Annotated in this window: 17 protein-coding genes; 9 read left to right on the top strand and 8 right to left on the bottom strand. The window is 72.7% G+C overall.

The window, feature by feature from the left end:
- The first annotated feature begins 97 nt into the window (after nucleotides 1–97).
- Nucleotides 98–643, top strand: a complete 546-nt coding sequence (locus BUS84_RS23370) for a GNAT family N-acetyltransferase (protein ID WP_074315593.1) — start codon at nucleotides 98–100, stop codon at nucleotides 641–643.
- 65 nt (nucleotides 644–708) lie between these two features.
- Here BUS84_RS23370 and BUS84_RS23375 read toward each other — a convergent pair whose 3' ends face one another.
- Together BUS84_RS23375 and BUS84_RS23380 are read right to left on the bottom strand one after the other, a co-directional pair.
- On the bottom strand, nucleotides 709–1,353 hold the full coding sequence (locus BUS84_RS23375; RefSeq protein WP_074315595.1) for a dihydrofolate reductase family protein: 645 nt from the start codon (nucleotides 1,351–1,353) through the stop codon (nucleotides 709–711).
- A 285-nt stretch (nucleotides 1,354–1,638) separates the two neighbouring features.
- Nucleotides 1,639–2,247 carry a class I SAM-dependent methyltransferase gene (locus tag BUS84_RS23380; RefSeq protein WP_143728491.1) on the bottom strand — a complete coding sequence of 203 codons (609 nt, stop codon included), beginning with the start codon at nucleotides 2,245–2,247 and terminating at the stop codon, nucleotides 1,639–1,641.
- Between the two features lie 206 nt (nucleotides 2,248–2,453).
- On the opposite strand from BUS84_RS23380, the gene BUS84_RS23385 reads away from it, so the two are divergent.
- Both BUS84_RS23385 and BUS84_RS23390 read left to right on the top strand, forming a co-directional pair.
- The gene (locus BUS84_RS23385) at nucleotides 2,454–3,062 is read left to right on the top strand and encodes a hypothetical protein (RefSeq protein ID WP_074315597.1); all 609 of its coding nucleotides are present in this window, start codon (nucleotides 2,454–2,456) and stop codon (nucleotides 3,060–3,062) included.
- 87 nt (nucleotides 3,063–3,149) lie between these two features.
- Nucleotides 3,150–3,569, top strand: coding sequence for a CBS domain-containing protein (locus BUS84_RS23390; RefSeq protein WP_074315599.1), 420 nt, complete (start codon nucleotides 3,150–3,152; stop codon nucleotides 3,567–3,569).
- Between the two features lie 116 nt (nucleotides 3,570–3,685).
- On the opposite strand, the gene BUS84_RS23395 is transcribed toward BUS84_RS23390, so the two are convergent.
- Both BUS84_RS23395 and BUS84_RS23400 read right to left on the bottom strand, forming a co-directional pair.
- Nucleotides 3,686–4,486 (bottom strand): MBL fold metallo-hydrolase, encoded by an 801-nt coding sequence (locus BUS84_RS23395; RefSeq protein WP_074319044.1) that lies wholly within the window; start codon nucleotides 4,484–4,486, stop codon nucleotides 3,686–3,688.
- A gap of 62 nt (nucleotides 4,487–4,548) precedes the next feature.
- A complete protein-coding gene (locus tag BUS84_RS23400) occupies nucleotides 4,549–9,000 on the bottom strand; it encodes a cation-translocating P-type ATPase (protein WP_074315600.1) in 4,452 nt (1,483 codons plus the stop codon).
- A 218-nt stretch (nucleotides 9,001–9,218) separates the two neighbouring features.
- Between BUS84_RS23400 and BUS84_RS23405 the strand changes: the two genes are divergently transcribed.
- The 6 genes from BUS84_RS23405 to BUS84_RS23430 all read left to right on the top strand — a co-directional run bounded on the left by BUS84_RS23405 (nucleotide 9,219) and on the right by BUS84_RS23430 (nucleotide 13,492).
- A complete protein-coding gene (locus tag BUS84_RS23405; RefSeq protein WP_074315602.1) occupies nucleotides 9,219–9,479 on the top strand; it encodes a hypothetical protein in 261 nt (86 codons plus the stop codon).
- A 114-nt stretch (nucleotides 9,480–9,593) separates the two neighbouring features.
- Nucleotides 9,594–10,973, top strand: a complete 1,380-nt coding sequence (locus BUS84_RS23410) for an MFS transporter (RefSeq protein WP_244298712.1) — start codon at nucleotides 9,594–9,596, stop codon at nucleotides 10,971–10,973.
- 51 nt (nucleotides 10,974–11,024) lie between these two features.
- Complete coding sequence (locus BUS84_RS23415) at nucleotides 11,025–11,678, top strand: GAP family protein (RefSeq protein ID WP_074315603.1); 654 nt, start codon at nucleotides 11,025–11,027, stop codon at nucleotides 11,676–11,678.
- Nucleotides 11,679–11,812: 134 nt separating this feature from the next.
- Nucleotides 11,813–12,595: an SDR family oxidoreductase gene (locus tag BUS84_RS23420; RefSeq protein WP_074315605.1), complete on the top strand. Its 783-nt coding sequence runs from the start codon at nucleotides 11,813–11,815 to the stop codon at nucleotides 12,593–12,595.
- 37 nt (nucleotides 12,596–12,632) lie between these two features.
- Entirely contained in the window at nucleotides 12,633–12,827 is a 195-nt protein-coding gene (locus BUS84_RS23425; protein WP_074315607.1) for a hypothetical protein, read from the top strand.
- Between the two features lie 116 nt (nucleotides 12,828–12,943).
- On the top strand, nucleotides 12,944–13,492 hold the full coding sequence (locus BUS84_RS23430) for a YbaK/EbsC family protein (RefSeq protein WP_074315608.1): 549 nt from the start codon (nucleotides 12,944–12,946) through the stop codon (nucleotides 13,490–13,492).
- A 79-nt stretch (nucleotides 13,493–13,571) separates the two neighbouring features.
- Here BUS84_RS23430 and BUS84_RS23435 read toward each other — a convergent pair whose 3' ends face one another.
- The 4 genes from BUS84_RS23435 to BUS84_RS23450 all read right to left on the bottom strand — a co-directional run bounded on the left by BUS84_RS23435 (nucleotide 13,572) and on the right by BUS84_RS23450 (nucleotide 16,981).
- Nucleotides 13,572–14,213, bottom strand: coding sequence for a DsbA family oxidoreductase (locus tag BUS84_RS23435; RefSeq protein WP_074315610.1), 642 nt, complete (start codon nucleotides 14,211–14,213; stop codon nucleotides 13,572–13,574).
- Nucleotides 14,214–14,233: 20 nt separating this feature from the next.
- Nucleotides 14,234–14,662 carry a SufE family protein gene (locus BUS84_RS23440; RefSeq protein ID WP_074315611.1) on the bottom strand — a complete coding sequence of 143 codons (429 nt, stop codon included), beginning with the start codon at nucleotides 14,660–14,662 and terminating at the stop codon, nucleotides 14,234–14,236.
- A 66-nt stretch (nucleotides 14,663–14,728) separates the two neighbouring features.
- Nucleotides 14,729–15,154, bottom strand: a complete 426-nt coding sequence (locus BUS84_RS23445; protein ID WP_074315613.1) for a CBS domain-containing protein — start codon at nucleotides 15,152–15,154, stop codon at nucleotides 14,729–14,731.
- Between the two features lie 57 nt (nucleotides 15,155–15,211).
- The gene (locus BUS84_RS23450; RefSeq protein WP_074315615.1) at nucleotides 15,212–16,981 is read right to left on the bottom strand and encodes a proline--tRNA ligase; all 1,770 of its coding nucleotides are present in this window, start codon (nucleotides 16,979–16,981) and stop codon (nucleotides 15,212–15,214) included.
- Nucleotides 16,982–17,085: the final 104 nt, after the last annotated feature.

The raw sequence follows: 17,085 nt of genomic DNA on the forward strand, positions 1-17,085 counted from the left end.
TCAGCCGCGGTGACGACGCCGGCCGACCCGATCCTCTACGCGCGGCCGGCTCGCTAATGCTTTGCCGAGATCCGGCGGGGTTGCATAGGTTCGCCGGATGGTGAAGATCGAGACTGAGCGGCTTATCCTGCGGGATTGGCGCGCCTCCGACCTGTCGCCGTGGGCGGCCATGAACGCCGACCCCGAGGTCCGAGAGCATCTCGGGCCGCTACTCACTCCGGAGCAGGCCGCAGCCTCGATGCGCAGCTTCCAGGAAGATTTAGACCGGAATGGTTTCGGCTTCTGGGCTGTGGAGGTCCGCGACACAAGGCAATTTGTCGGGTTCGCTGGCTTGGACGTGGTGGACGAGGGCATGCCGTTCACCGGCGTGGAGGCTGGCTGGCGACTGTCCCGGTCGGCTTGGGGCCACGGGTACGCAACGGAGGCCGCGCTGGCGATGTTGCGATACGGCTTTGACAAGGTCGGGTTGACGGAAATCTTGGCCGTGACCACGAAGGCGAACCTGCGTTCGCAGGCGGTGATGCGCCGGATTGCAATGACCACGGACCCGGGTGAGGACTTTGACGACCCCGACGAAGACGAGAGTCCCTTGCGTCGTTGCGTGCTGTACCGCAAGCGTGCGGATGTGGTTTCGCAGACGTAGACGAGGCTCTCCTGACGCCAACCTGCGGATTCACCGCCGCCGACGCCACCTGGCGTGGCGTGGCTTCAGTGGTCGCGTCCGGCACCGCGATCGGGTGCGCTCATGTCTCCCGTTCCAGGCGTGCCATCGGCGAGCCCGTAGCGCAGGTAGACGGTGCCCCTGAGGTTGGCCACCGGCGGTTCGAGGAGCGTGACGTTCGTGGGCACCGCGCCACCGTCGAACACCTTCTTCCCGACGCCGAGCATGATCGGGTGCACCCAGAGGTCGAGACGGTCGAAGAGCTTCTCGCGTAGGAGGGTCTGCACCAGGTTCAGGCTGCCGACGACCTTCACGTGCTCGTGCCGGTCACGGATCTCGCGCACCTCGCCAGCCAGATCCGGGCCGAGTTGGGTGGACCCGGCCCACGAGAGGTCGGGCTTGCCGCGGGAGGCCACGTACTTCGGGACGCTGTTGAAGAGCGTGGCGATCTCGTTGTCCTCGCCGCCCTCCTGGTGCGGCCAGTAGGCGGCGAAGATGTCATACGTCCGCCGGCCGAGCAGGAGGGCGTCGGTGCCCTCGTACGCGGCAAACACCTGCGCCCCGGCGACCTCGTCCAGCAGGGGCGCCTGCCAGCCGCCGAACGGGAATCCCGCCGGGTCCTCGTCGGGGCCGCCGGGCGCCTGCCCGACGAGGTCGAGGGTTGCGAACAGCTCGATGTGGATGAGGCCCATGCCTTACTCCCGAAGAGTTGGTTGTCTCGGTCGCGAGGCAGACCTGTGGGCGCCGGCAGACTCATCGCTGCGACGGCACCCAGCTTCGTACGTGTCCACCGCCTCGCCCGGTGCGTCGGTCACCACCCCGCCCCGCGGTCAGCGTCCCTGCGACGCCGTCCGCAGGGCTCGGCAGGTACGCCGTTACGCCACCGTGCCGGGACGCCGCACCGGCGCTCCCGCTCACGATAGATCGAGGCGGCGTCCAAACTGGGTGCTTCCCTGCCGATGAGCGAGCACGGAAGCTCACCCTTCGGCCGCGATCGCCGCGATGGCGGCGTGCGGCCGATGAGTGCCGTCGCCGGGCCGCTGCAGGCGCTCAACTTCCGTGAAGCCGGCTCGCGCCAGTCGCTCGGAGAACTCGTCAACGGGCCAGCGATAGGCGGTCACGACCTTGTGGTCGAAGGCGGCGACCTCGTCACCTACGAAGAGAGCAAGCACCAACGTGCCGGCCGGGGCCATTACTCGCCGGAACTCAGCGAGCACGCCGTCGAGTTCTTGCGGCGGTAAATGGATCAACGAGCCCCAGGCCAGGATGCCGGCGATGGAGTGGTTGGCAACGGCGAGATCTTCCATCGACCCGAGTTGGTATTTGCCGCTCGGGTGGGCCGCCCGGGCATGGGCGATGAACTCGGGGACCAGGTCGATTCCCGTTGCGTCGGCGCCCAGCGAACGAAGGTAATCGGTGATATGGCCGGGCCCGCAGCCCAGATCGAGCACCGTGCCGGGTCGGCCCACCAGATGTCGCCCGATGAAGGCGAGATCGTCGGCGTGTACCTGCTGGCTCGTACCGAACAGCTCGATGTAGAGCTCTGCGACGGAGGCATACGCCTGCCGGACCTGTTCCATGTGCACGGCACGAATATATGAGCTCTCGGGCTCCACCAGCACCCATCGCCGCCTGCTCCAAGGGCCCGGACCGAAGCGGGATGTGACTCGCGATCGTTACCGGCCTAGAGGCCGGGGAACCAGCCGCCCGCTCGATCCTGGCGCTTCCTTGCCGCTGGCACCGGGAGACGTTGGACCGCCACGGCTGGGCGACGAGCACGATGGGCAGGGGCATGAGCGGGGAGCGTCCGGTCAAGCGAGCCGCCGAGAAGTCGCGAGAACTCGCCGAGGGCGACGACCTCCTACGGGGGACCGCGGAACAGAAGCTGGGTGGCTTCTACGCGATCGCGTCCGGTGCCTCTCTCTATGCCTGGGACGTCGCGTTCACCCTCGGCACCCACCGGACAATCTTCTACTACCGGCGGCAGGAACTGTTCGTGCTGTCCCTCGTGGTGCTGCTGAGCGCCGTCCTGTTACGCCGCCGGGTGCACACCCACCGTTGGATACTGCTCCTCTTCCTGCCCCCGATTGCGCTCCTGCTGCTGCGGCTCGCCGTGCCACACCCCCTCGGGGACGTGGGTCGGATCGCTGACCAGGTGCTGAACGTCGCTGCCCTCGCCGTGGTGCCGTTCGTGACGGCCATACTCCTCCGATTGCTCGCGCCCAGGTACTTCACTCTCCCGGGCCTTCGTCTCAAACTCACCGTGGCGGCGATCGTCGCCACCGTGGCGCTGGCCGGCTTTCTCGTCGGGAACTTCAATTACCGCTTCGTCACCTGTGCGGACTTCATCGTGGCCGGAGAAGAACCGCCCTCCAACTGCGCGCACGGCGCGGAGCAGTGAGCCGCGCCCCGCTGGTTCGCATGGTCGAGGACGGTCGGGGTAGGAGGAACGGCAACAACCCCCCCCCGGAAGTGAGGTGTCAGACCAATGCCGACCGCACGCGAGATCATGACGAACGACGTGAGCTGCGTCCGCGAGCAGGACGACCTGAAGTCGGCCGCGAAGCGGATGGCCGAGCTGGGAGTCGGCTCGCTGCCGATCTGCGGTGACGACAACCGGCTCAAGGGCATGCTGACCGACCGCGACATCGTGGTGAAGGTGCTGGCGGAGGGTCGCGACCCGGCCAACGTGACCGCCGGCGAGCTGGCCCAGGGTGAGGCGGTGACCATCGGCGCGGACGACGACGCTGCCGAGATCCTGCGGACCATGGGCCAGCACAAGGTACGCCGGCTGCCGGTGATCGACGGGCATCAGCTCGTCGGCATCGTGGCCGTGGCCGATGTGGCCCGGTCCCTGCCGGAGCGCCCCGTGGGTGACCTCATCGAGGCCATCTCCGAGCGCAGCTGACGTCGTCCATCCTCGATCGCCGTCGCCGGCCAACCGGTGGCGGCGATCGGTGTGCCGGTGAGTGCTTCGACCGGTGGGTCGGACCGAGCTCTGAGGTGTCGCGCAGCGGCCGGCGGTCAGACGGGCGGGGCGAGCGGGACGGTCTCGCCGCGGGCGATGGTGCGTACCTGTGCCACCCAGCCCCGGCGTCGGGCCTCGTCGACGAAGTGCGCCAGCGGTGAGCGGAAAAGCCCGTAGTCGTCGTAGTGGATCGGCACGGTCAGCTTCGGCCGAACCAGCTCCACCAGGTCGGCGCCCTGCTTGGCGTCCATCGTGAGCAGGACACCGGCAACCTTCGTGCCGCCGAGGTGGATGAGCATCGCGTCGATGTCCGGGTACCGCTCGGGGATGGCGGCGAGCAGCGGCCGGTTCAGCGTGTCGCCGGTGACGTACAACCGGAACTCGCGTCCTCCGGCGCGCTCCACGTCGATCATCGTGCCCATCACGTCGGGCAGCAGCCGGTCCAGAGCACCCGTGCCGTGCTTACCGGGCATCGAGGTCAGCCGCAGGGTCGTACCGTCGCGGTGCAGCTGCCGGGACGACCAGGTCGGCAGGCCCTCGGCGGCCCGGAATCCCCAGCGGCGCAGCTTGCGTTCCGCCGCCGGGGTGGTGACGATGGGCAGCTCGCGGGCCAGGTCGCGGCGGGCCACCCGATCGAAGTGGTCGCCGTGCAGGTGGGAGAGGACCACCGCGTCCAGCTCCGGGAGCTGGGCGATCCGCAGCGCCGGGTCCGTACGCCGGCGCGACCACATGCCCTTTCCCAGGTACGCCCGTTGGCCCCGGTGCAGGAAGTTCGGATCGGTCAGCAGGGTGAACCCGCCGATCCGCAGCACCGTCGTCGCGGTACCGACGAACGTCACCTGCGGCTGCTCCGTCACCGTGCCCACCTCCTCCCGTGCTGCGGTACCCCGGCGGGCGGCGGGCATGCGCGGGCGAGCTGTCAGCCCTCGGATCCGCTCGCTCCACCGTCGTGGGGTCGGGCCTGCGGCAGGTGCTCCACCAGCTTGGTGAGTGCACCATTGGCGAAGGTGGCCCCGAGCGCGGAACCGGCCCCGATGGTCCAGCCGACCGGTCCGAGCGGGGTGCAGCCGAAGAACTGGCTCACCCCCGGCGTCTGCACCACCACGACCAGCACCCCCAGCGACGCCGCCGTGGACGCCAGCACCGCCGGGCTGGTGCCGCCGGCCAGGATCGTCTGGCCGAGCTGGGTGCCGACCAGGGAGACCAGCGCGACCGTGCCGGCCCGCCGACGGCGGCCGGTGTACCGGGCCAACGTCCAGCCGGCGGTGGCGCCCAGCGTGGTGGCCGCCGCGCGCAACCCGATCTCCCTGGTCAGGGTTTCTCCGAGCGAGGCGTCCGGGCCCTCCCGGAGCAGGCCGTCGGTGCGGTCCGACGCGGGCGGGCGGATCGCGATGGCGAGCGCCGGCGCCAGGTCGGTGAGGAGGTTGACCAGCAGCAGTTGCCGTCCGGTGAGCGCGGAACGGCCGGTCGCCGCGGCGGTGAGCACGCTGAACGCGATCTCGCCGAGGTTGCCGCCGACCAGGATGCTGAGCGCGTGCCGCACCGACGACCACATCGCCCGACCCTCGACCAGGGTGGCGATGATGGTCTCCAGCCGGTCGTCGGTGACCACCAGGTCGGCGGCGGCCCGGGCCGCCGGGGTGCCCCGCTGGCCGAGAGCGATCCCGACGTCGGCCAGCCGGATCGCCGGGGCGTCGTTGGCGCCGTCGCCGGTCATCGCCACGGTCCGCCCGCACTTCTGCAACGCCTGGATGATCCGTACCTTGTGCGCCGGGGTGCAGCGGGCCACCACGTCGGTGTTGGCCAACCGCTCGGCGAGCGCCTCGTCGTCCAGTTGGTCGAGTTCGCCCGCGGTGACCACCCGCTGCTCGTCGTGCTCGCTGATGGTGGCGGCGATGGCCTCGGCGGTGGCCGGATGGTCCCCCGTGATCATGATGGTGTGTACGCCGGCCTGCCGGATCCGGCGTACCGCCGGGGCGGCGCTCTCCCGGACCCCGTCCGCGAGGGCGAGGAAACCCACGAAGGTCAGGTCCCGGACGTCCCCGTCGGCCACCTTCGGGTCGTCCGCCTCGCACTCGGCGACGGCCAGGATCCGGTGCCCCGCCCCGGCCCGGTCGGCCAGCATCCGGTGCAGCTCCTCCCGGCCGGCGTCGTCCAGCGGCTCATGGCCGCCGTCGGTGCGCCGGGCCGAGCAGCGCGGCAGCACCGTCTCCGGGGCGCCCTTGACGCTCAGCAGCAGGCGACCGTCGGTCTCGCCGATGCTCGCGTGGTAACCGCGCGACGGTTCGAACGGCAGCCCGCCGGCCGCCCGCCAGCCTGCGACGCCGGTCTGCTCCACCACCCCGGCCACCCTGGCGCCCCGCCGGACCGCACGGTCGGTCTGGAGCGCCAACTCCTCCGGGTCGTTCGCCGCGGGGGTGGCCCGCAGCGCCGTGGCCAGCGTCAACCGGAGGCGATCGTCCAGCCGGTCCACCGGCGCGTACCGGTCGCCGACGCCGTCGCCCACCCCGGCGAGCAGCAACTGACCCTCGGTGAGGGTGCCGGTCTTGTCGAAGCAGAGCACGTCCACCCGGCCCAACGCCTCGATCGTGCGCGGGTTGCGCACCAGCGCGCCGTGCTCGGCCAGCCGCCGGGCGGCGGCCAGCTGCGCCGCGCTGACCAGGAACGGCAGCCCCTCCGGCACCGACGCCACGGCGAGGTTCGCGGCGGTCGCCGCCGTCTCCGCCAGCGGTACGCCCCGGAGCAGGCCGGCGCCGGCCACCGCCACCGCCGAGCCGGCGGCCAACGGGATGGCGGCGCTGGTCAACGAACCCAGGCGGGCCTCCACCCCGCTGGTCGGTGGCGCCTGCCGGACCAGCGCCAGGCTGCGCCCGGCCTCGGTGTCGGCGCCGGTGGCGACCACCACGGCGGTGCCGTGGCCGGCGGCGACGGTCGTGCCCTCGTACAGCATCGAGTGCCGGTCGGCGACGGCGGCGGCGACCACCGGGCGGTTGCCCTTGGCGACCGGCAGCGATTCACCGGTCAGCGACGACTCGTCCGCCTCCAGGCCCACCGATTCGAGCACCCGGCAGTCGGCGGGCACCGAGTCACCCGGCTCGACGGCGATGACGTCCCCGAGGACCAGGTCCTCGGCGGCGACCACCCGCTCGGCACCGTCCCGCCGGACCCGGGCGGTCACCGCCGAACGGGACAGCAGCTCGGCCAGCGACCGTTCGGTGTTGCGCTCATGCACCGCCCCGATCAGGGCGGACCCGCCGACCACGCTGCCCACCAGCGCGGCATCGACCAGCGAGCCGAACGACGCGGACAGCACCGCGCCGGCGGCCAGCACCGGGGTGAGCGGGTTCGCGAGCTCGTCCACGAAGGCGCGCAGCAGACCACCGCTTCCGGGTGCGTCGCCGCCGCTCGGGCCCTGCCCGTCCTGTCGGCGCTGCGCCTCGGCGCTGTCCAGCCCGTCCGGTCCGGTGCCGAGCCGGTTGAACACGGTGCCGACCGGCATCAGGTGCCAGGCGGTCGCCACCGGCGCCGGAGTGTCCGACCGGTCCGGCAGCCGGCGGGCCCGCCAGACGCCGTGCGCGAAGGCCAACCCGGCCGCGCCGTTCACGGCGCCCAGTGCCCTGCCGGGCAACTGGGTCGGGGCGGCGGTGAACGCGCCCAGCGCCCCGAGACCGGTGCCGGCCATGGCCAGTCGGATGTTCTGCTGGGTCATTCGCCGGGCCACCCCGGTCGCCTCCACCAGCAGCGCCACCACCCGGAGGTCCGCCCCGACCAGCAGGTGCGCGCCCCACGGCGGCAGTTCCTCCGGCGCGGAGACCCCCAGGCCGCAGTCGGACGCGCCGAGCGCCGACCGGTCGGCGGAGACCAGCATCACCACCGCCCCGTCGCGCTGCAACGCCCGTACCGAGTCGATCAGCCGGTCCCCGCCGGGCAGCATCGCATCGGCGAAGCCGTACCGCTGCTCGTCATCGCCGGCCACGACCAGCCGTAGGCCGGCCTGCCGGGCCGCCGCCGGGAGGCCGTCGACACCCGGCGCGGGCTCCGGTTCGACCCGGAGCAGCGCGGCGAGCCGGTCGCCCTGGGCCAGGCCGAGCAGCTGACCTCCGGCCGTCCGCAGCCGGTCGCTGTCCGGAACGTCAGCAGCGTCGCCGGCGGGCAGTTGGTCCAGTGGTCCGAGCCGCCAGCCGTCCGCCGCCCGCGAGCCGGCGGGATCAGCCGGGTCGAACAACGCGAACGCCCGCTCCGCCACCTGCTCGACGTCCACTCCACGGCCCGGGGCCAGGTCGGCCAGCACGCCCCGGTCCGAGCCGAGCACCGCGGCGTCCAACACCAGCGTGTCGATCCGGTCCAGCTCGCGCAGCACGGCGCGGTCCATCGCGATCACGCCGCGCCGGGCCAGGATCCGGCCGAGCTGGGCGGCGTACCCCTCGCGTCCGCTGCCCGGGGCCTTGGGCAGCGCGGACAGGCCCAGCGCGGCGGCCCGCTTGGGGCCGGCGAAGGGCGCCGCGGCCCCGGCAGCCGCCACGCCCGCGGCCAGCATCCGGTTGACGTACCGCTCGACCGGGCCGTTCGGCTTGGGCCGGGGGCGTTCGGCCACCGGCCATCGGGCCGTGGCGCGCTCCGGGTCGCCGGTCAGCCGTGGCTCGGCCTTCTCCCACGCGGTGAGCTGCGCCCGCGCCTCGCCCCACTGGGCGATTCGTTGAGCGCCGTCCAGGACTATCCCGGTCCAGCCTCCGGCCAGGCCCTGGGCCACCGCTTCGGCGAGCGGAAAAAGGATGTCCGCGCGGGGATCGGCGCGCAGCCCACGGGCTGCGAGTGCATGCAGCTTGGGTTGCAGGTCCACCGCGGCGAGCAACCCGGCCACCTCGGCGGGCACCGGCGCGAACGGGAGGATCCGGGTGGCCGCCGAGATGGTCAGGCCCAACGCGTCCGAGGCGAGCGCACCGAGGGTGCGGGGAGTTCGGGGTCCCTCCTCCGGTGGGTGCGGCGGCGGGATCTCCGGATCCGGCTCGTGCTCACAGGTCTTCTCGACCTTGGCGATCGTGGCGATCAGGTCGCGCAGCTGGGGCTCGGGTGCCTGCATGGCCACCACGACCCGACCCGACGGCGCGTTCACCCGCGCCCAGGCCACCCCGGGCAGCCGCTCCAGCGCGCCCTCGACCTGCCGGGCCAGCCGGTCACCGCCTTGCTGGCAGACGCCGTGCACCTCGATGTGGTGCCGGCCGGGCCGGGACCAGACCCGACGCCGGGTCAGGCCGGCCGTCCGGGCCAGCCGGGTCGCGGCCGAGCCCACGGTCCGGGAGGCCTCGCCGACGAGGTTCGGCACGCCGATGGACGGCAGGAGGCGGCCGACGGCGCGGCCCGCTGCCCTCATCGAGGCGTACGGCTGGACGGACGCCGGTCCGACTCCCCGCAGATGTTGGTTCCGCCCACGCCCATCGTCGCCCTCCCGCCGCCTCGCGTCCGGCGGCCTGGCTTCCCGGCCTGCCATCCGTTATGCCCCGCGAGCAGCGGAACTTTCCGCAGTCGGCGGCGCATGGACGAGGTGGGCGGTGGAATCCGGCGAACGTCAACGGACACGGGGAGGCCGGTATGAGCACGCTGACGCGACACCTCAACGGTGCGCAGGAGACCGTCCGGACGTACAGCCGGCGGGTGGAGGTGCCGATGCTGGGTCAGGTGGCGGTGCCACCGCCGGACCGGATCGCGTACTACGCCGGGCTCGGGGTGCTCGCCGCGCTCCAGGTCATCGAATGGCCGCTGGCCCTGGTGATCACGGCCGGCCACCTCCTGTCGGACCAGCACTTCTCGGGACTCGTACGGGGCGTCGGGCAGGCGCTGGAGAACGCCTGACGAGAGCCGGGTCACCACCGGTTGACCTGAATTCGGGTTGAGGTCGCAGGCTGGGCGCATGCCGAGCACACCGCGGGGGACCCGCCCGCCCGACGACCGATCGGCGGGTGCACGGTGACCGCCACCGCGGTACCGGCCCCGCCCGGACTGTTCGCGCCCCGACTGCGGGCAATGACGGTGGGCAGCGTCGCGCTGATCTCGCTGCTCGCGTTCGAGGCGCTGGCGGTCGGTACGGCGATGCCGACCGTCGCTCGCAACCTGGACGGGCTGGCGCTGTACGGCATCGCCTTCGGCGGTCCGTTCGCCGCGGGCGTGCTGGCCATGGTGGTCTCCGGGATCTGGTGCGACGCTCGTGGGCCCCGGGGGCCGATGTGGAACGGCGTCGCCTGGTTCGTGGTCGGGCTGTTGATCGCCGGGACCGCCCCCGCGATGGGTGCGCTGGTCGTCGGCCGGGTGGTGCAGGGGTTCGGCTCCGGGCTGCTCTCGGTGGCGCTCTACGTGATCGTCGCGCACGCGTACCCGGAGGAGCTGCACCGGCGGATCTTCGCCGCGTTCGCGGCGGCGTGGGTCGTACCGTCGCTGGTCGGGCCGGCGCTGGCCGGTCTGATCGTGGAGTACCTGGGCTGGCGGTGGGTCTTCCTGGCGGTGCCGGCGGTGGCCGTGCCGGCCGTGCTGTTGATCCATCCCGGCCTGCGGTCGCTGGACCGGAGTGTGCCGACCCGGCCGCCGGCGGGCGCGGCGGCCCGGATCGGCTGGGCGTGCGGGGCGGGGGTGAGCGCCGCACTGCTGCACATCGGGGGACAGCAGCGCGGTGCCGTCGCCGTGGTCCTGATCGCGCTGGCGGTGGCTGGCCTGCTGGTCTGCGCCCCGCGCCTGCTGCCGCCCGGGTTCCTGCGGGCGGCCCGGGGCCTGCCCACCGTCGTCGGGCTGCGGGGTCTGGCCTCGGCGGCGTTCGTCGGCGCCGAGGTGGTCATCCCGTTGATGCTGTCCCGGGAGCGGGGTCTGTCGCCGACCGCCGCCGGGCTGGTTCTCACGGTCGGGGCGCTGGCCTGGTCGGTGGGCTCCTGGGTGCAGGGCCGGATCCCGCTGCCGGCCTCCCGCGCCAGCCTGCCGCGGGCCGGGTTGACCTGCATCACGGTCGGCACCGCCACGGTGGCGCTGGCCGTCCGGCCCGAGCTGCCGGTGGCCGTCGCCGTGCTGGGCTGGGCGGTGGCCGGCCTCGGCATGGGGTTGCTCTATCCGTCGTTGTCGGTGCTGACCCTGGAGCTGTCCGCCCCCGGGGAGCAGGGTCGCAACAGCTCCTCGCTGCAACTGGGCGACTCGCTGTTCGCGGCGACCATGCTGGCGCTCACCGGCGCGGTGCTGGCCGTCGGAAGCGCCCCGGGCCCGGCCAGCTACACGGCGACCCTGGTGGTGGCCGCCGGGTTGGCGCTGCTCGGCGCACTGCTGGCCGGCCGGGTGGTGGTTGGCGGGAGCGCGCGGCCGGGCGGGTGATCCGGGGATTCGGCGGCGTCCGACGCGGGTGGGCCGGGACGATGGCGGGCGATGAGCTTCCTGACCGTCCTGCCACTGGCCGTGGTGATGGTCGCCGGGACCCAGTTGGTCGTGGCGGTCTTCCTGGCCTCGTCGGATCGTCCCCGGGCCGCCTCGCTGGGCTTTCTCGCCGGCGCCGGGCTGGTGGTCACCGCCGGGGTGACAGTGGCGTGGCTGCTCGTCCGGCTGGTGGGCGGCCTGGCCGACGATGCCACCGCCGTTGCCGGCCGGATCGATCGTGGGCCCGCCATCGATCTGGTGGTGCTCGTCGTGCTGATCAGCCTGGCCGTGGTGGTCTGGCTGCGTCGGGACCGGGCCGGGCAGCCGAAGTGGCTGGGAAGCATCGGGCACGCCGACCCGGCCTGGGCGTTGCGACTGGGCGCGCTGCTCTTCGTGGTGACGCCCACCGATGACCTGACCATGGCCGCCGTCGGGGCGAGCGTGGCCCGGCACAACCTGCCGTGGTGGCACCTGCTGCCGTTCGTGCTGCTCACGGTGACGCTGCTCGCTCTGCCGCTGCTGGCGCTGCTCCTGCTCAGGCAGCGTGCGGCACGGGTGCTGGCCCGGATGCGGGAGTGGGCGCAGGGGCACGCCTGGGTGGTCAGTGAAGCGTTGATCGCATTCTTCGCGCTGTTGACCGTGCTGGACCTGATCCGCTCGGGGTGACCCGCCGCACACCCGGTCACGGGTCGTTCCGGAGTGCCGTCAACAGCAGGTGGCACACGGGCGGCGCGGGGCCGCGTCGGACGGATCGGTGGGCTGGCGGATGCCGTGGTTTCGCGGCGGGACGGGAGGACGGGATGAGGGTTCTGGTCACCGGGGCGAGCGGTCGCCTCGGCCACGAGGTGCTGGCCCGGCTGCGCGACGACGGGGTCAGCGTCCGGGCCACCAGCCGACGGCCGCGTACCGGCGGTGCGGTCGAGTGGGTGGTGATCGACCTGGCCACCGGGGAAGGGCTGACCGAGGCGGTGGCCGGGATGGACGCGGTGCTGCACCTGGCGTCCGCGCCCCAGGGACGGCGGGCCTACCAGGTGGACGTGCTGGGCACGCGCCGGCTGGTGGTCGCCGCTGGCGCCGCAGGTATCCAGCACCTGGTGTACGTCTCGATCGTCGGCGTGGACCGGGTGCCGATCCCGTACTACCGGCACAAGCTCGCCGCCGAGCAGGTGATCGCGGCTGGCCCGGTGCCGTGGTCGGTGCTGCGGGCGACCCAGTTTCCGCAGCTCCTGGACGACCTGCTGACCGCCAGCGCGCGGCTGGGGGCGGTGATCGGGGACCGGGCGGTGCTCGCCCAGCCGGTCGACCCGGGCGAGGTGGCCGCGCGGCTGGCGGCTCGCCTGGTCGCCGGCCCGCTGGGTGGCATCGAGGAGTACGGCGGGCCGCAGGTGCTCCGCTTCGACGAGGCGGTACGCGACTGGCGACAGGCCCGGGGATCGCGTCGACCCCTGCTGCCGGTGCGCATCCCCGGCCGGCTCGGTCGCGAACTGCGCGCCGGTGGCCTGGTCACCGAGGCGCTGCCCCGGGGCGTTCGCACCTGGGCCGACCACCTCGCTGACACGTACGGGGGAACCGGGCGGAGATGAGACGTACACCGGTTCACGTTCGCCTTACGGTGACGCCATGTTCGCTGTCGTCACCACCGTGATCCTCTACGTCTTCGGCTTCGTCTTCCTCTACGGCGTGATCCGGCTGGGTGTCCGGCACGCGTTGGAGGACGTGGAGCTGTACCGCGCCAAGGCCCAACGCGCCGAGGAGTTGGCCGCCTCCCGCGACCGCACCTTCCTGCGCGAGAACGCCTTCCTCGCCGGCAGCTGAGTCGCCGGTCGGCTCGGCCCGGGCGGGCGGTGCCCCGCGTGGCGACTCGGGAGTCGCGTGGCGGTTCGGGAGTCGCCGGGCGGTTCGGCGTGGCGGGTGCGAGGATCGCACCCGTGATGGGAACGCTGAAGACCGAACCGGTCCGTGCCCGCCTGGACCTGCTCGCCCCGCCGGTGGCGGAGGCGATCGCGCAGTGGCCCGCCGACGCGCCGGTGGACGTCGACGAGGTGCTGGTCGCGCCGATCGACGCCGACCTCGCCGACACGGCCACGTTCTGCGCGGCGTACGAGGTGGGGTTGGACGTGTCGGCCAACTGCGTGGTGGTGGCCGGCAAGCGCGAGGGTGTGGTCCGCTACGCGGCCTGCATCATCCTGGCCACCACTCGTGCCGACGTGAACGGCGTGGCCCGCCGGGCACTGGACGTGCGTAAGGCGAGCTTCGCTCCGATGGACGACGCGGTCGAGCTGACCGGCATGGAGTACGGCGGCATCACTCCGATCGGACTGCCGGCGCAGTGGCCGATCCTGGTGGACGCACGGGTGATCGCCACGCCGCACGTGATCATCGGATCGGGCGTACGGCACAGCAAGATCGCGCTGCCCGGGCCGGCGCTGGGCGCACTGCCCGGCGCGCAGGTGGTGGAGGGCCTGGCCCGACCGGCCTGACCAGGCACCGGCATCGATACCGTTGCACGTGAAACATCACGTCGGTCGATGCCGGGTGCCGCGGCGGGTTGCGCCCGACTCAGTGCGAGTGCGCTCCGGACTCGCGCTGCTCGACCTCGGCCAGCGCGGCGAGCAGCGTCTGGGCCTCCTGGGCACCGGTGACCGCGTACTTTCCGGCCAGCACGAAGGTCGGCACGCTGGTGACGCCCAACTCCCGGGCGGCGGCCAACTCGGCGGTGATGTCGGCGCTCCGCTCGTCGGAGTCGAGGAACCTGCGCACGTCGGCGGCGTCCAGGCCGATGCCGCCGGCCAGCGTGGCCAGGGCCTCTCGGGAGCCGACGTCGACGCCCTGGGTGAAGTGCGCCTGGTAGAGCGCCTCCACCATGTCGGCCGCCCGGCCGTGGTCGGTGGCGTACGAGACCAGCCGGTGCGCGTCGAAGGTGTTCGCGATCACCGCCCGGTCGAAGTCCAGCCGGAGCCCGTCACTCGCCGCCACCTCGGTCACGTGGGCGAACATCTGCCGGGCCCGCTCCGGGCCGCCGAACTTGGCGCCCATCGCCTCCACCAGTGGCCGGGGCTCGGCCACCGGCGACGGATCGAGCTGGAACGGCCGGTAGCGGACGGTCACCTCGCCGCCGTAGCTGGCGAGCGCCTCCTCCAGCCGGCGCTTGCCGATGTAACACCACGGGCACACGACGTCCGCGTAGATCTCGATCTCCATGATCGGTGCCAACTCGCCGGTCAGCCGATCTGTTCCCGGACCTGGCGCTTGAGCCGGCCCAGGATCGCGGTGCCGCCACGCACCCGTAGCGGGCTGATGGCCTGCGCCAGGCCCATCCGCTGGTAGAGGTCGTCCGGCACGGCCAGCACCTCCTCGGCGCTCGCGCCGGCCAGCCCTTCGGCGAGGATTCCGGCGAACGCCCGGGTGGTCGGCGCCTCCGGCGGGCAGTCGAAGAGCGTCTCGACGACCCCGTCCGGCGTCACCCGGGCGCGCAGGAAGAACGCCGTCTGGCACTCCGGCACCTGCTCCATGCCCTCGCGCTCGGCGGCCTCCAGCGGAAGCGGCGGGATGACGTCGGCGTACTCGAGCAGCATCTCCAGCACCAGGTCGCGCGGTGCGGAGGCGAACTCGTCGACGATCTCGGCCAGTCGGGCCGGCATATCAGCCATGCGTCGAGGCTACCGCTGTCAACAGGGGCCCCTTCCTCTACCTGAGGCGATAGGAAGGGCCCTTCCTTACACCGTGGGTGACTGCTCGCTGATCTCGCTGAGGGCGCTCGTCGGGTCGAGCTGCATGGCCAGGTCGCCGAGCGAGACGATGCCGACCAGCTTGCGGTCGGTGTCGCAGACCAGCACCCGCCGGATGCCCCGGTCCCGCATCAACGCAGCCGCCTCGCCCGCCGTGCAGTGCTGCTCGATCATGACCACCTCGCGGGTGATGATCGAGCCGATGGTCGTGGCGGCCGGCGAGCTGTTCTCGGCCACCGCCCGGACCACGATGTCCCGATCGGTGAGCATGCCGGCGAGGCTGGCGCCATCGGTGACCACCACGTCGCCGATGTCCGCCTCCTTCATCACCCTGGCCGCCTCGTCCAGGGTGGTCTCCGCCGGCAGGTACACCACCTGCTTGGTCATCACGTCGCTGACCCGGTAACCGGTCATGAGAGCCTCCGAAGACGTTTCCACCCGATCGAACTGCGGTACCCCGTGACGTGGTGGCTACACCACGTTCCCACGTTCCCGGCGCACCTCGTCGACCAACCGGTCCACCAGACCGTCCAGCGGCAGTTCGGTGCGCCCGTCGCCGGCCCGCTCGCGCAGCTCGACGTACCCGTCGGCCAGCCGGCGGCCGACCACGATGGCGCGCGGGATGCCGATCAGCTCGGCGTCGGTGAACTTGACCCCGGCCGAGACGTGCGTCCGGTCGTCGACCAGCACCCGCAGGCCGGCCGCCGCGAGCCGCCCGCCGAGCTCCAGCGCCGCGTCGAGCTGCGGCCCCTTGCCCGCCACGACCAGGTGTACGTCACACGGCGCGACCGCCGCCGGCCAGGCCAGCCCCCGGTCGTCGTGGTGCTGCTCGGCGATCGCCGCCACCGCGCGCGACACCCCGATGCCGTAGGAGCCCATGGTCGGCCGGACCGGCTTGCCCGCCGGGCCGAGCACGTCGACCGCGAACGCGTCGGTGAACCGGCGGCCGAGTTGGAAGATGTGCCCGATCTCGATGCCCCGCCGGATGGTCAGCTCGCCGCGGTCGCAGGAGGGGCAGGGGTCCCCGGCGCGCACCTCGGCCGCCTCGATCGTGCCGTCGGGAGTGAAGTCCCGCCCGCAGACCACGTCCGTCGCGTGCCGGCCCGGCTCGTTCGCCCCGGTCAGCCAGGCCGAGCCGGGCACCACCCGCGGGTCGACGAGGTAGCGGATGCCCAGCTTGTCGAGCAGTTGCGGCCCGATGTACCCGCGAACCAGCTCCGGGTGGTCGGCCCACTCCTCGAAGACGGCCACCTGGGCCGGGTGCAGCGCGGCGCCGACCCGCTTCAGGTCCACCTCCCGGTCACCGGGAACGCCGACCACCAGCGGCTCGGCCCGGTCCGCGCCGGGCTGACGCACGGCCAGCACGACGTTCTTCAGGGTGTCGGCGGCGGTCCAGCCGTCCCGACCACCCAAGCGGTGGGCGTTGGCCAGGGCCACCAGGCTGGCGATCGTCGGGGTGTCGGGAGTGTCGTGCACCTCGACGGCCGGCTGCGCGGTCGGGTCACCGGCGGCCGGCGCCCGGGTGGTGACCGCCTCGGTGTTCGCCGCGTAGTCGCAGGCGGTGCAGCCGACGAAGGTGTCCTCGCCGACCGGCGTCGCGGCCAGGAACTCCTCCGACGCCGAGCCGCCCATCGCCCCGGACATCGCGTGCACCACCGTGTAGTCCAGGCCCAGCCGGTCGAAGATCCGCCGGTACGCGGCCCGGTGCCGTGCGTACGCGTCCCGCAGTCCGGCCTCGTCCAGGTCGAAGGAGTACGCGTCCTTCATCAGGAACTCCCGGCCGCGCAGCAGACCCGCGCGGGGCCGCGCCTCGTCGCGGAACTTGGTCTGCACCTGGAACAGCGTCACCGGGAAGTCCCGGTACGAGGTGAACACGTCCTTGACCAGCAGCGCCGCCATCTCCTCGTGGGTGGGCGCCAACAGGTGCTCCGCGCCGCGCCGGTCGGCGAGGGTGAAGATGTCGTCGCCGTACTCCGTCCATCGGCCACTGGTCCGGTACGGCTCCGCCGGCAGCAGCGCCGGGAAGTGCACCTCCTGGTCGCCGATCGCGATCAGCTCGCCGCGTACCACCTCGGTGATCCGGTCCAGCACCAGCTTGCCCAGCGGCAGCCAGGTGTAGCCGCCCGGCGCGGCGCGGCGGATGTAGCCGGCGCGCAGCAGGAGCCGATGGCTCGGCACCTCCGCGTCCGCCGGGTCCTCGCGCAGGGTCCGCAGCAACAGGGTCGACATGCGTAGCAGCATCAGCGCAGCCTACGACCGGTACGGCGGGATGATGGATCCATTTGGTCCGGTAGCGACCGGCTGATGTTCCGCGAAGTCAGCGTGGTGGCAACCATCGCCGCCTC

The sequence above is a fragment of the Micromonospora cremea genome (genome assembly GCF_900143515.1).
Taxonomy (GTDB): Bacteria; Actinomycetota; Actinomycetes; order Mycobacteriales; family Micromonosporaceae; genus Micromonospora; species Micromonospora cremea.